The following is a 13578-nucleotide window of genomic DNA, read 5'->3' as shown; positions in this document are numbered from 1 at the left end:
TATAAAGAACACAAAAAAGCAGGCCGTCCATTAGCGCCAAGCATTTTATTAATAACGACAGGAAAATCAATCTTTTTATAATACTTTATAATACTTTATAATACTTTATAACTAGACGGCTGTGTTTTTTTATTGCGCAAAAAAATCAGAACAAAAAACATCCAAAACATACTCCCACCAGATGATTTTTTTTCATTTGACGCTTGACTTTTAGTTGCTCCAGCTGAGTCTTTCTCAGCATATGGTAAAAATTTTGGCCAAACCGCATTCTGGCAATCACTAACATTTTCGAAGTTATTAAAAGTTGCTATTACTGGAAAATATTGGGCATCTTTAATGCAGCTTCCTTCATCCTGACTTGCTGAATCGCAAATTCTTGGGTTTTTAATTAATGCGTATTCTGTTTCAGAATTTTCAGCCAAATTAAAGAATATCAGCATGACATGGTTTAACTGATTCTGGAGGGGCAATTGATATGTATGCCAAGTATTTATTTTGTTCAAATCATAAAGAGGTGTAGTTAAATCATCCAATGCCACAGGGTTAATTGGATTTTCATTTACAAAACCAATAACCCCTGTTGGAAACTCTGCACTTATTTTAGCATCAAAACGAAAATATAATTCTTCGTTATTTAAATTATCTACATAAGTCAATAAAACACTACGCTCATTTTGAGTAATTTGACCTGACTTTAATGCTACGACTCCTTCCCCTAGATTTACCCCATACCAAGGCTCACTATGCTCGTTATTTGGATTATATTGAGATGATTTGGTTCCTGAGTAAAAAGGCCAAGGCAAATAAGCCGAAAGGTTTATCAAATTCTTAAGTACTTTACTATTCAACGAGTGTACGGCTGTAACATTATCATCCTCGAATATCAACTCTGCTTGGTGCTCACCTAAACTACCACCTAATGCACTAACCTGAAAATCACATACTGACGCTGAAGGTATAAAATGGCCATCCGATTCATCACCAGCATTTACCTCGAACTCTTGATTATCTACGCCAGCCAAATATATTTCATTAACATCCACAGAATCAGTGGTGGGGTTTATTATTTTAAGTACTGCATTCTTTCTAGCACCCTCTCCCAAAAAACCAAGTTTACTTTCACCAACAATGTTTATTTGATTGATTTTAGATTGAACCCAACCAATATAAGAACCGACTTCTGTATAAACTCCGTAATATTCTGGCAACCCACAACCAATCCCCCAACTAACAAGACCAATTAAAAATATTACATCTTGATATTGGCTAATAATTGGGCCGCCACTATCACCTGAACATGAGTCCTTACCTCCTAACAATTCTCCCGCACATAAGGCATAATCCCAATATTCATCATCATCAATCTGATAAGTATCTTGGCAAATGCTATCGGCTTGATAGCTCACATCAACTTCCAGCAATTTAGAACTTAAACTTGCAGCATCTTCTGCGTTCGTTAAACCCCAGCCAAGAATGGTTAGCTTATCATTTTGCTTTAATTCAATGTCAGGCCATATTTGCACTACCTCTAATGCGCTTTTTGAATGTAACTTTATCAATGCTATGTCATTTTTATAAGTTTCAGGTTGAAATTTTTCATGCAATATTATCCAATCTACCTGATGGGTTTCCACACCTATATCTTTATTATTACCACCTAAATTTACGGTAATATCTCTTTTATCAATACCGTAAAGGCAATGTGCTGCGGTTAGTAAAAAGTTTTCATGTATTAAAATTCCAGCACAGAAATGACCATCAATTTTTTGTATTGATGCCAACCAAGGGTAGTCCATTTCAGCTTCGCTACCCCCTATTATATTGCCATTTAAAGTATCAGCATAATTCTGAGAATGAGATATTGTCGATAGAGTTAAAAATAATATAAATAAAAAATATTTCACAAATAGTTACTTCGTTTTAAATTGAACGTTAATGGGAACTGATAATTAATTTTTCATCGACAAAACTGCAAACGGCATTATTCCCTTACCACAACCAGTTAACAAGTATTACCCCGTCATTGGTCGGAGGCGGTAAAACCTTTCCGACAACAAGCACAACGCTTTTCCTTACTCTATTAACTTACCTTACCCTATTAACTTACCTTACTCAGCAACCTGCCCTTCAGCCATCTGCTGTTCGCTTACGTTAATATTGCTGGTCACAGCCAATGCTGTTTCATGCAGGCTACTGATATAAAGCTTACCATCCACTTCTAACGCACCCGTGGTGAGGCCATACATACCTAGTGGGTCTTGTAAGTTGAATACTACGCCTCCTTTATCATTTATGGCAACGATGTGTCCATAATGTTGGGCTTTAGGGCGAATAGCCGCAGGAAGGCGTTGCACTAATTTACGTAAGAAAGGTGAATCAGATAGTGCATCAAGTGCTCCAGAGCGTGGGCTGACCAGTCCTAGCCAGTACACTCCGTTAGAGCCTTGTGAGATGTTGTCCGGAAAACCCGGCAGCTCATCAATCACGACACTGATTTTGCCACGATTTTCACCGTTTAAACCCACACGTAATACACGGTAGGTGCCGGTTTCATTAAATAATACCGATTGCTGGTCGTGACTCATGGCCACGCCATTGGCAAAGTTAATGCCCGATGCTAATACGGTGGTTTGTTTGGTTTGTGGGTTGTATTCAAGAATGCTGCCGTGACCACCGTGTTCCATGGTGTCTAACAAGCTGGCGCCATAGGTGCCGTGATCTTTGGCAACAAACTTTGACGAGGCATCAGAAAAATAAATCATGCCATTGGCCGCTATGTCCACGTCATCCGCATAGTTAATGGGCTGGCCGTTAATGCTGTCGGCTAATACGGTTATGGTTTTATCTGGGCTTACGCTGAGCAACCCTTTAAACGCATCCGCTACAATTAAGTTACCGTGGTTATCAAACTCAATGCCTAAAGGGCGCCCTCCTGTGTTGACCCATGTTTGAATATTACCCTGTGGGTCAATATAGTCGATATCGCCATTTAATAATGAAAAATACACATTTCCGTTGGCGTCTTTGTCTAAATCTTCTGGGCCAATGCTATTGGTTAATTCGATACGATTCACTTGGCTAAGCTGTTGATTTTTTGCAAATGCGCCGGTGTAACCAGGGTTTGTAGGAGATTGCCAAGCCACAGGCTCTACGGGTACAGGCCAAAAACAAAGGTAAGCGGCTAATAAACCTGTTGAGGATAGTGCTATTTTTTTTATCATATTTCATCCTTAATTTTTATTATGCGCCCCTGAGGCTAGCTTTACTTGTGCTGTTTCATGGGATGGCTAAAGTAACATTTTTTAGGCATAAAAAAAGCGCCTAAGTCGATGTTTCCACCGTCTTGGCGCTTTTTATAGAAGCTGGTTAATTACGCAAGCAAGTAACCGCCATCCACATTGATGCATGCTCCTGTGGTGTAACTTGATGCATCGCTGGCGAGATACAATACAGTACCTGCCATTTCATCTGGTTCAGCTACGCGGCGCATTGGAATGTGCTCTAAGGCTTTATTCAAAATGGCTTCGTTTTTAACCAGTGCTGATGCAAATTTAGTATCCGTGGCACCGGGCAATAAGGCATTCACACGAATACCCAATTGTGCGCATTCTTTGGCGAACGCTTTGGTCATAGAGATAACCGATGCTTTGGTTACGCTGTATATACCTTGTAGATCACCCGGAATAATGCCGTTTACAGAGGCCACATTAATAATGCTACCACCGCCGTTGGCTTTCATTAACTTGCCACCTTCTACACACATAAAGAAGTAACCGCGAATATTTACATCGACGGTTTTTTCAAATGCACTGATGTCAGTGTCTAAAATGTGGCCAAAATACGGATTAGCCGCTGCGTTGTTCACAAGGATATCCAACTTACCGTGGGCCTCTTTAATATGATCAAAGGTGGCTTGGATTTGCTGAGTATCGCCAATATGGCAAGCAAAGGCTTCGGCGCTGTGTCCTGCTGCTTTTATTTCATCAACCACTCGTTGGCAGCCATCAATTTTACGGCTAGATACAATAACGTGTGCGCCTTGTTCAGCCAATAGTTTTGCTATGCTTTCACCAATGCCACGACTTGCACCGGTTACTAATGCAACTTTACCCGTTAGGTTAAATAATTCTGTGTTCATAATTTCGTCCTTGAGATATCAACGGTAAGTAACCTTAACATCCGCCATGGGTAAGTGGTGGAAATTATTGTAGTAAGACAAGTTTAATTTACCACTACCATTAAACACAAAACGGTTAACCGCTGTATTGGCCATTACTTCGTTTAATTCAAACGCTTTTTTGGCACTCACACCTAATACATCTTGCAAACACATAGAAATAGATCCAGCTGAGCTCACTACCACAATTCGCTCTTTGCTTTGTGCATTGCTTATTATGTTATTTACAGCGCCGGTTACTCTTTGATAAAACTCATCAAAGCTTTCTGTGTAGTCACCGTCTTTGCCTTCAAACCAGTTAAATATGGCTTGAGTGTAAATTTTGTGAAATACCTTGTTTGCTTCTGGTTGCGTGAGTATTTCGCGCTTCATGTATTCTGGGTCAGCAAAGCGCTCGTCATGCACAGTTAAAATGTTAGTATGATCTAACTCGTTAAACTCTGGTTTGATTTGCACCGGTAATTCTAACGATGACCCTGTTACTTGCTCGTAACCCGTTACTAAACCTTCTAGGGTTTGCTGTTGACGATTTAACGTGCCGCAAATTAACTGAGTTGGTTTAATGGTGCTAGCCAAGCTACGACCAAGAACCACTGCTTGCTGCTTGCCTAAATCAGAAAGTGCGTCGTAGTTCTCTTTACCAAAACTGGCTTGACCGTGTCGAATTAAAAATATATCCGCCACTGATTATTCGCCTTTAATCAATTTCAAGCAGCGCTGCTCTAAATAACGAGCCGAATCTACAAAGCTGTCAAAGCGAGGGTCTTTGGTTAAACCTTCGTAGAAACGCTTGTAAAGTTGCTGCATGATCACTGCTAAACGGAACATGCCATACACTTCATAAAAGGTGAAGGACTCACATTTGTAGCCAGTTTTTTCAAGGTAATATTCAATCACTTCTTGGCGAGTCAGCATGCCTGGTAAATGGGTTGGTTGAAGACGCATAGATTGTGCAGTTTCATCGTCGTCTGCTTGAATCCAGTAAGCCAGTGTATTGCCTAAATCCATTAGCGGATCGCCAATAGTGGCCATTTCCCAATCTAAAACCCCAATCACTTCTAATGGGTTATCCATGCCTAATACCACGTTATCAAAACGGTAATCATTGTGGATTAGAGACTGGGCCACATCATCAGGCATATTCGCTTTTAGCCATTCCATTACTTCTGTGAAGCTTGTGGCGTCTGGTGTTAGTGCTTTGCCATACCATTTTGTCCAGCCATTGATTTGACGTGCAACATAACCTTCACCTTTACCTAAACCCTCTAGGCCTGCGGCTTTTGGGTCCACTTGATGAAGCTCAATCATTGTATCGACTACGTTTAAGCACATGGTACGCACGTCAGCTTCGCTTAGGTTTAATTCTTCTGGCAGCTCTTTACGTGGAATAATGCCGTTGAATTTCTCCATGATGTAAAAATCACAGCCTAATACGTCATGGTCATCACATTTTGCTATGATATTCGGTACGTATTGATAGACTGGCTTTAACGCATCCATGATATCGGCTTCACGCAACATGTCATGGGCACCTTTAGCAATATGACCAAACGGCGGACGTCGCAAAATATATTCGTTACCAGCCAAACTTAATTGATAGGTTAAGTTACTGGCGCCACCTGGGAACTGGGTAATTTCCAGTTCACCGTCTGTGTTTTCAACATATTTTGATAAAAATGCTTTAACCGTTGCGTTATCTAGCTCTTCGCCTTGGCGAACCTCTACAGCCTGATCTTCTAAGCTCATACGTACTCCTACGAAAGTCGAGTTTTACTGTTATTACCCACTTGCTTCATCTTACGCAGATATAAAAACGGTAAGTTACGTTTAATGCGGATGGGTTGGTATATAAATTTTTCCCAGCTGAAACAGTTTATGCACTTGTGCAGCAATGCCTCAACTATGATATTCGATTTTTCCATGGCTTTGCTGGCAAACTGTACTCCAGAGGATTCTTTAAGCCCATGGTTTTGGTTAAATTTGCCTGAACAAACGCTGTTCATAAAATAGAAAACAATGCTATAGCTGTTTAACTCTGTACATAGGAGCATACTTAATGTCGCCACTGCCAACTCTGGTGCGTTAATAAGCACCCATAACTGGCACAAAACCGCTGCTATTGACCATTATTATTATGGCTTATAGGCGTACAGTAAAGATACGCCATATATAAATCTAATGAATATTTTGAATTTTTATTTATTAATATTATTAATGAGGTATATTAATATACAAATCAGGCAGTTGGTACGGGAATGCGATGAAAATAGACTTAAATTTATTCACTGTATTTGAAGCCATCTATAGTGAAGGCAGCTTAACCCGCGCCGCTGCTAGGCTTAACCTGACTCAACCTGCTATCAGCCATGCTCTTGGTCGCTTGCGTGATCGCTTAGACGACCCGCTATTTGTGCGCCATGGCCACAAAATGCGCCCAACACCATTAGCACAAAATCTACTACCTGACATTCAAGCGGCTCTTGCCCAGTTAAACCAAGCGATACAGCACACCCGTGGCTTTGAACCAGCCTACGCCAATAAAACCTTTACTCTGGCCATGCGCGATGTGGTTGAAGCACGCTTGCTTCCTCCATTAGTTACAGGCTTAAGTGAACTTGGGCCAAATATTTCTGCGGCCAGTGTCACTATGGATCGCAAAAATCTAGAGGCTAAATTAGCCAGCGGTGAATGGGATTTTGCCTTTGATGTTCTACGCCCATCCCCAGCTAGCATCAAGCAACTATTGATTATGACCGATGACTTAGTGGTACTAAAACGCGTTATTGGTGAACCTCTTAAAGAACTTACTCAAGAACAATACCTAGAAGCAGAGCATATTGTAGTGAGTACCCGCCCATCTGGCCCTGGTTTAGTGGATTATTCGTTAAGTGCTTTAGGTCTAAAACGTAATATAGCGTTACGCTGTCAGCATTACTTTGCCGCTTGCCAAGTTGTTGACAACACTGACTTATGGCTAACCATGCCTAAAGTTTACGCAACTATTCTTGCAGATAAATTTGAGAAAGTGGAGTTACTACCAATACCATTTAAAGCCAACAGCTTAGATGTATACCTGTATTGGCATTCTTCTCACGACAACGACAGCAGCAATAAGTGGTTCCGCCAATTCATTCACGAATTAGCAAGCAATATTTGCTTATAATTTAAGATTGACCATTTTGTTGCTTTAAACGTAAGGCTTTTGGCGTGTCATTAAACCAACGATGGCACGCCCGATAAAACGTTGAAGATTCAGCAAACCCCAGCTCTATTGCCACATCTTTCAAACTTCTGTTGGTCATAAAAATAAGCTCTTGTGCTTTTTGCTTTCGCTGATCATCCAGTATATCTAAATAGTTAGTGCCCTCTTCTTTAAGGCGCCGTTGCAAAGTTCGACTACTCACATTCAGCTTATTGGCTACCTGTTCTCTGGAAATCTGAAACTGATCACTAGGCAATATGCAATGAACCACTTTTACACGCCAACTGCTGTTGGTGTGTGCTGCCAGCATTTGATCTGCATGGGCTTTATGCAAAGCGTGTAAACCGGCATCCGATTCTTTTAATTTACGGCTTAAATATTCTACAGGAAACTGAATAGCTGTTTGTGGTGCTTTAAATTTAGGCTTAACCGACAATATAGATTCATAAACACTTAGATCTGGCCCAGCCTCATGGGGAAATGTTACTTGCATGGGTACTAAAGAATCATCACCTAATAACCAGCGGCTAAACTCTAAAAGCAAAGCCACAATGCTTTCATGTTGATGTCGGCTAAACGGTTTATTGTCAGGCTTTGGGGTGAAATAAATCCACATTTTCTTGCCCTCAAACGCCATATCCAATTCAGCCCCTTCGCTTATTAACGGCATATAGGCAGAAAAGTTTTCGTAAGCTTGCATCAAGTTGGTACTGGTCATTGCTACATATGCCACGGCATGAAAGTACGACGGGCGCACTCGCTGGCCCATTTTCAAACCAAAATAGGCATGAGCACTTTTTTCTTCTGCAACTTTCCAGATATCTTGGGTTTGATCTAATGAGAGATAGGCCGGCTGATTGGCATCTAAATCTAAATTCAAATTCAGCGATTTCAAAATAGCATGAGGCTCAACCCCTAATGATTGCGCCGCTTGCAATATGGCTTTAATCCAGTGGATGGATACCCGCTTATGATCCGAATTCATAACCACTCAGTTATCAGAGTTTCTTTGACTATTAAGGCCCAGATGGCTCGCAAGGTCAATAAAATAGGCTCGCCTGAGTACTGCTAACTAAAATGAGTTTGCTACAGTTAACTTGGCCAAAAACATAAAAATAGGCCTGAGGAGGCTATCCTATGGCAAAAAACATACAGCAATGGCTGGACGAATACGGTTCAAGCCATCAAAACAAAACCAATAAGCGTATTCATTGGTTTTGTGTACCACAAATATTTTGGACGGTTATGGCAGCCTTGTACGTCATTCCCGTACCGGATGCCATGAGTAATATCAGCCCTCATTTCAATTGGGCAGTGGTCATGGCGGTTTTTTCAATATTGTTTTATTTAAGGTTATCCATGTCCCTTACCATTGGCATGACACTGTTTACGATACTATGTTATGCCATTGTTCTTTGGTTTGAAGGGACGTTCACGGGGTATTTATTGTGGTTTGCAGGTATATGGTTTGTTGTATTGTGGGTTTTGCAGTTTTATGGTCATGAAGTAGAAGGAAAGAAGCCTTCCTTCTTTAAAGATTTACAATTTTTAATGATTGGACCCGCTTGGTTAATGTCGTTTATTTATCAAAAAATGAATATCAAGTACTAAAAAGCCCTTATCAAAAGCAATAAGGGCCATAACATCACTGCGACAATGCCTCTAATACACCGTATGCGATGATAGATGGGTAACCAACGATTACTAACATGGTAATGGCAAAGTCAATTTTATATGCCAATTCTTTGCGCTCCCACTTCATCAGTTGCAGGATCATAACACTGCTTAGTAAGCCAACACCGACGATAAAAAATGTCGCAATTTGAATAAGGTCTGACAACGTAAACACGCTATTTGAAGGCAATAAAATATCAATAGTGTATTTATTACCAACACAAGCAAACAAAGCAGACATAATTAAGCCAACACGACTATCTAAAGATGTTCTATTGAAAAAGTACAAAATAGAAATAATCACATAAGAAACAAAGAAACCTAAAAAGTAAGTCCAAAACATGCGTGTACCATCACGCTCCATCGGTATAACTACCGATATACGCGGATATACACCTTTAGCACCACTTTGCAGGCCAAACGTAGTTGGGTATTTATAATCAAAACTACGAACCTGAATTGGCTTAACATACCAGCCAATTAAATCTAAATTATCGCTTAACATTGAGTTTTCTGTATCTGGCACGTATTTCATAAAGGTTGAATCAAGCTCAACACTTTCTATATTCAATGTTATAAATTGCTTATCAAACGGGAAATAAGTTAAATCCCAATCTTGATTCACTTCAGCGGTAAATTTCGTCATCGAATGTTTGGTGCCATCAGGATTATCAATAGTGAAATTTTCTGTTTCTAATATGGCCCAGTTGCGTGCGTTAGTAATTTCTATGCGATTAAAAAATTTAAAATCTTTTGGCATTAGTTGTGGATCATAGGTCGACCATATCCAAGCTGTAATAGTGTATTTCTTTTCGGCCATATCTAAATCATACAAAGACGTAACATATAAACCGACAGGAATTTCTACTCGCTCAGAATCATCAACCACCACTTCTTGCCCGTAAGCACTTAACGAAAAAGCAAAAAGACAGGTTAGAATTAACAGTAATTTATTCAGCATCATATTAAACCAATATCATTTTCTTATTAATTTCTAAAGCCATCGCTTCTTGTTTTAATTCGTGCTTTAAGGATTTAATGAATTCGATCACATCGTTAGCAAAGCGATTCAAATCGTCTTCGGTGGTATAAGACACAACGATATGCACCACCTCATTAACAATTCCAGAATCATCACTATTCCAAACACCTCTCGCTTGAGAAGATGTTGCTCCACCAAATTTCTCACCTAAAAAGACCATGGCTTTATCCACATATATGCTGGCATCTATTGGCTTATCAACATCAATAGTGGTTGGTATAAACATGGAAATTTGGTGTACTCGTTCAATACGATCCACTATTTCATGAATCACTTCGCTGACTTCATCATCTACCTGAAACTCATCTTTACTGAATTTCATAATCGACTGAGTAAATGGAATCTCGAAATCAATTGGAAATTGGTATTCAACTTGGTTTTTAATGCGATTTAATAAAGTATAAATGGTTGTTTGATCTTGACGTACATGACGCTGAATCTTCCTCACCACCTCAGATGTTCTATCCCCTGATGTATCATCTGATGGCACCATGACCACAATAGCTTTGGCATAACGAAATAAAGGCTCTAAATACACATCAATGAAATCATCAACCTCATCATTAACTATGGTATTCAATACAATATTGGAATACTGATTAAGGATTTTTGTCATCAGTAATGATGATTTGGCGCTTTCAGGTACTTCACCTAAATCAAAGTCATTCCAAACATCAAAACCATTTAGATGCTTATGTATGGTTTGACTACCTATAGATAAACCGTCATCAGAAGCGAGTGCCTGATTCTGGGGATATTCCATATAAACGGTTTTTTTATCTTTATCGCTTTTAGCCAGCGTATCGGCAAAACATGTCCCTACGGTTGTTGCACCACAACCTGGCTCTAAACTTACCACCAGTACAAACTTTGGCATATACCGTTCAAGTGAGATGTTTAAATCAGTCAATTCAGAGTTCTTTTGTTTAATTTCGTCAATCAAATTTCGGTTTTGCTCAAATGTCTCTGTAATTTTCAAAAACCAAGGTGTCCAAGGTGTGGGGACTTTATTAGCCGACTCATTCTCACTCACCCCTTGACGAAATATATGCTGCACTAAAGACTCTGCTGGAAAAATAAACTCACGGAATGTGATTTTTTTCATGATAACTAGCAGCACACCTAACGCGGACAATAAAATAATAAACACGAGGCCAACAGATGAGAATGCACTTACTAAGAAATACGGTGTTTTTTCGATATACACAGCCTGCCAAGGGGCATTTTGCATTTGGTAGCAAACATATTGATAATTACTTTTTAAAGAAGAAACCGTCGTACCGTCACAAACAAGCTCACTTTTAACTAAATCAATACCTTGAGGAATTGCATTTGAAAAATGAACATCGACAGAAGGTGAAATCTCAGGGTGCGCAAGCAATTGCCCTTGGGTATTAATGATAAACAGTTTTCCCTTGTCTGGCCTGAACTCTTGTACATAACCCGCTAGTTCTTCTAAGGTAAAATCAATAGCCACTGTTCCCAAAAATTCACTATCGCGGTAAATGGGTTTTGCCGCTGTGACCATCATACCTTTACCCGCTTCATCTTTATAAATCGACGTCCAAAAGATTCGTTTATTCGGGTTATTTTCAGGTAAACCTAATTGATAAAACTCTTTGTTATACAGCTTATTACTGAATTTGAATTCAGATGATGACACCCACGGATAAATATTAATGAAATCATTCTTAGAGGTGTAATATACCCATGCAGCATTTGGGATACTATTGACTGTTGAAGCAAATAAACCATTCAGATTAAATGACATTTCTAGCTCGTCTTTATTGGCTAGAATGACATTTGACAGTACCCCTTTTCCACTCAAATTACCGCTATTCGCTTCATTAAAAGGTTTAGGCACAGTATCTAACGCATAGTGCTGCTCATCAATTTCATCTAGAGCATCAATATAAATACTGGCATTACTTCTAGGGTTTTTCAGAAATGCTTCCGCATCCGATTGCATCATATCGAGTAAAACGGTGACTCGAACAATCAAATTATCTAACGCGATTGATTCAGTTTTAAACTGATCTACTAATTCTTTATTCTCGAAGTTTTTTTTACTAAGGGTTTGAATCGTTATCAATATAGCCGACACAAGTAGTACTGCAGAAAAGGTATACAACATGATTTTGTTATACCTTGACGTAAACTGTCGTGTTTCAAATTGTTCCATATACACCCTCTACTGATTTTTAAAATCGGCAATTGAAGTAAGTTTAGGTAGAGAAGTTTTGCTGAGTGCCACAAAATTGCTTAATACTTTGCGTCAGTTTAATTATTCGGAGTTAAAAAACACACCAATAAAAAAGCAGCACCTTATCATTAGAGGTGACCACTAATTAGACTAGAATTGATAAGCATCATGACTATTTTAATAATTAACGACAAATATATTACATACCTTGTAAAATCCAAAGTATTTAGAGGGATTAACTTCAATTTTTCAAAACTTTATAAATCTGCATAGAGCAAATTTCATAAATGCTTAAAGCCTATAAAAAAAACCTTATAGGAAATAAGCAAATTTATGTATTTGGTTATTAATATCTAATACTTTACCTGTCTAGCAAGACAGCTTATCGCTAAAGGAAATTGATTTTTAATGAAAGAACCTAGCGCGGTAAAATCTATAAGTAAGGTAAACACAACGTCTGCATTTACTTATTCTGTATGAGCTGATGTACCCGTATAGTAGTCTGCCTACGATTTTAGGTTCTCGGGTATTTTTAGACTAGTTTGACAATGAGATACAAAACCTTTTTTATCGCTGGCAGACATTATATTAATGTTAGTTATTTAGCCTTCAAATAGATAAGCATTTAGTAAGCTTGTTATCATTAGTTTTAAGTCATTCAAACTGCGCTTTGCCCTGTCCCCTTTTTGATTAACCACCACTAAAAACATGCTATGGGTGGTTTCTAAGTACACCCTCGCCAAGCGTTCGCGCTCTTTTAGATGCAGAGTTATCCCCATACGCTTAAAAACTTGTGCCATTTTCTGGATAATAAGATCATCATGATCAGTATCCAATTGGCGCAGCTCCGGCACAGAAAACATGGCTTGCACCAGTGTCAGTATGGCCTTTTGTTTTTTATACACGTTTAAATTAGTGGTGAGCACTTTATCCACTAATTCATTCAACCCCATTGTTTCTACTGGCCAAGCTTCAAACTGATTTAAAACCTGTTTTACTTCATTTAACCAACGCATACCCATGGCATACATGATGGCTTGTTTATTTGGAAAGTAGTGATAAAGGGAGCCAACTGAAATACCCACCTCTTTAGCGATGAGTATGGTATTTAACTCATCAAGTCCTACTCGTTCGAGTAGTTCTGCGGTTGAATCTAAGATTTGTTGTGAACGTTTTTTTGAACGCCCTTGCACAGGGGCATTACGGGGGGACACATCTTTTGTGTGCTTTTGAATTGCTACAACTTTGTTTTTAGAGTCAGCCATGTTGTTCAATTATTC

Annotated in this window: 11 protein-coding genes; 2 read left to right on the top strand and 9 right to left on the bottom strand. The window is 39.1% G+C overall.

From position 1 onward, the window contains the following. Nucleotides 1–95: 95 nt before the first annotated feature. The 5 genes from ABWV45_RS10985 to ABWV45_RS10965 form a co-directional block, all read right to left on the bottom strand. A complete protein-coding gene (locus ABWV45_RS10985) occupies nt 96–1904 on the bottom strand; it encodes a serine protease (RefSeq protein WP_353351581.1) in 1809 nt (602 codons plus the stop codon). Nucleotides 1905–2108: 204 nt separating this feature from the next. Continuing rightward, entirely contained in the window at nt 2109–3221 is a 1113-nt protein-coding gene (locus ABWV45_RS10980; protein ID WP_353351579.1) for an SMP-30/gluconolactonase/LRE family protein, read from the bottom strand. 149 nt (nt 3222–3370) lie between these two features. Then, nucleotides 3371–4138 (bottom strand): SDR family oxidoreductase, encoded by a 768-nt coding sequence (locus ABWV45_RS10975; RefSeq protein ID WP_353351577.1) that lies wholly within the window; start codon nt 4136–4138, stop codon nt 3371–3373. A gap of 18 nt (nt 4139–4156) precedes the next feature. Next, a complete protein-coding gene (locus ABWV45_RS10970) occupies nt 4157–4861 on the bottom strand; it encodes a histidine phosphatase family protein (RefSeq protein ID WP_353351575.1) in 705 nt (234 codons plus the stop codon). A gap of 3 nt (nt 4862–4864) precedes the next feature. Next, on the bottom strand, nt 4865–5923 hold the full coding sequence (locus tag ABWV45_RS10965) for a phosphotransferase family protein (protein WP_353351573.1): 1059 nt from the start codon (nt 5921–5923) through the stop codon (nt 4865–4867). Between the two features lie 514 nt (nt 5924–6437). On the opposite strand from ABWV45_RS10965, the gene ABWV45_RS10960 reads away from it, so the two are divergent. Continuing rightward, nucleotides 6438–7340, top strand: a complete 903-nt coding sequence (locus tag ABWV45_RS10960; RefSeq protein ID WP_353351571.1) for a LysR family transcriptional regulator — start codon at nt 6438–6440, stop codon at nt 7338–7340. 1 nt (nt 7341) lies between these two features. On the opposite strand, the gene ABWV45_RS10955 is transcribed toward ABWV45_RS10960, so the two are convergent. Beyond that, complete coding sequence (locus ABWV45_RS10955) at nt 7342–8364, bottom strand: AraC family transcriptional regulator (RefSeq protein WP_353351569.1); 1023 nt, start codon at nt 8362–8364, stop codon at nt 7342–7344. A 152-nt stretch (nt 8365–8516) separates the two neighbouring features. Here ABWV45_RS10955 and ABWV45_RS10950 point away from each other — a divergent pair, with 152 nt between their 5' ends. Continuing rightward, nucleotides 8517–8990, top strand: coding sequence for an Mpo1 family 2-hydroxy fatty acid dioxygenase (locus ABWV45_RS10950; protein WP_353351567.1), 474 nt, complete (start codon nt 8517–8519; stop codon nt 8988–8990). 34 nt (nt 8991–9024) lie between these two features. On the opposite strand, the gene ABWV45_RS10945 is transcribed toward ABWV45_RS10950, so the two are convergent. The 3 genes from ABWV45_RS10945 to ABWV45_RS10935 form a co-directional block, all read right to left on the bottom strand. Then, a complete protein-coding gene (locus tag ABWV45_RS10945) occupies nt 9025–10017 on the bottom strand; it encodes a ligand-gated ion channel (RefSeq protein ID WP_353351565.1) in 993 nt (330 codons plus the stop codon). A gap of 1 nt (nt 10018) precedes the next feature. Beyond that, nucleotides 10019–12277: a PDC sensor domain-containing protein gene (locus ABWV45_RS10940; RefSeq protein WP_353351563.1), complete on the bottom strand. Its 2259-nt coding sequence runs from the start codon at nt 12275–12277 to the stop codon at nt 10019–10021. 623 nt (nt 12278–12900) lie between these two features. Beyond that, nucleotides 12901–13563 carry a TetR/AcrR family transcriptional regulator gene (locus ABWV45_RS10935; RefSeq protein WP_353351561.1) on the bottom strand — a complete coding sequence of 221 codons (663 nt, stop codon included), beginning with the start codon at nt 13561–13563 and terminating at the stop codon, nt 12901–12903. Between the last annotated feature and the right edge of the window lie 15 nt (nt 13564–13578).

The sequence above is a fragment of the Oceaniserpentilla sp. 4NH20-0058 genome, assembly GCF_040371755.1.
Lineage (GTDB): Bacteria > Pseudomonadota > Gammaproteobacteria > Pseudomonadales > Oceanobacteraceae > Bermanella.
The sequence above is the reverse complement of the archived record's forward strand: the minus strand, read 5'-3'. Positions and strand labels throughout refer to the sequence as shown.

Excerpts from the sequence above, each read along its gene's own strand:
- ABWV45_RS10980 (WP_353351579.1), bottom strand. The coding sequence starts at position 3,221 with ATGATAAAAAAAATAGCACTATCCTCAACAGGTTTATTAGCCGCTTAC.
- ABWV45_RS10975 (WP_353351577.1), bottom strand. The coding sequence starts at position 4,138 with ATGAACACAGAATTATTTAACCTAACGGGTAAAGTTGCATTAGTAACC.
- ABWV45_RS10965 (WP_353351573.1), bottom strand. The coding sequence starts at position 5,923 with ATGAGCTTAGAAGATCAGGCTGTAGAGGTTCGCCAAGGCGAAGAGCTA.
- ABWV45_RS10960 (WP_353351571.1), top strand. The coding sequence starts at position 6,438 with ATGAAAATAGACTTAAATTTATTCACTGTATTTGAAGCCATCTATAGT.
- ABWV45_RS10955 (WP_353351569.1), bottom strand. The coding sequence starts at position 8,364 with ATGAATTCGGATCATAAGCGGGTATCCATCCACTGGATTAAAGCCATA.
- ABWV45_RS10950 (WP_353351567.1), top strand. The coding sequence starts at position 8,517 with ATGGCAAAAAACATACAGCAATGGCTGGACGAATACGGTTCAAGCCAT.
- ABWV45_RS10945 (WP_353351565.1), bottom strand. The coding sequence starts at position 10,017 with ATGATGCTGAATAAATTACTGTTAATTCTAACCTGTCTTTTTGCTTTT.
- ABWV45_RS10940 (WP_353351563.1), bottom strand. The coding sequence starts at position 12,277 with ATGGAACAATTTGAAACACGACAGTTTACGTCAAGGTATAACAAAATC.
- ABWV45_RS10935 (WP_353351561.1), bottom strand. The coding sequence starts at position 13,563 with ATGGCTGACTCTAAAAACAAAGTTGTAGCAATTCAAAAGCACACAAAA.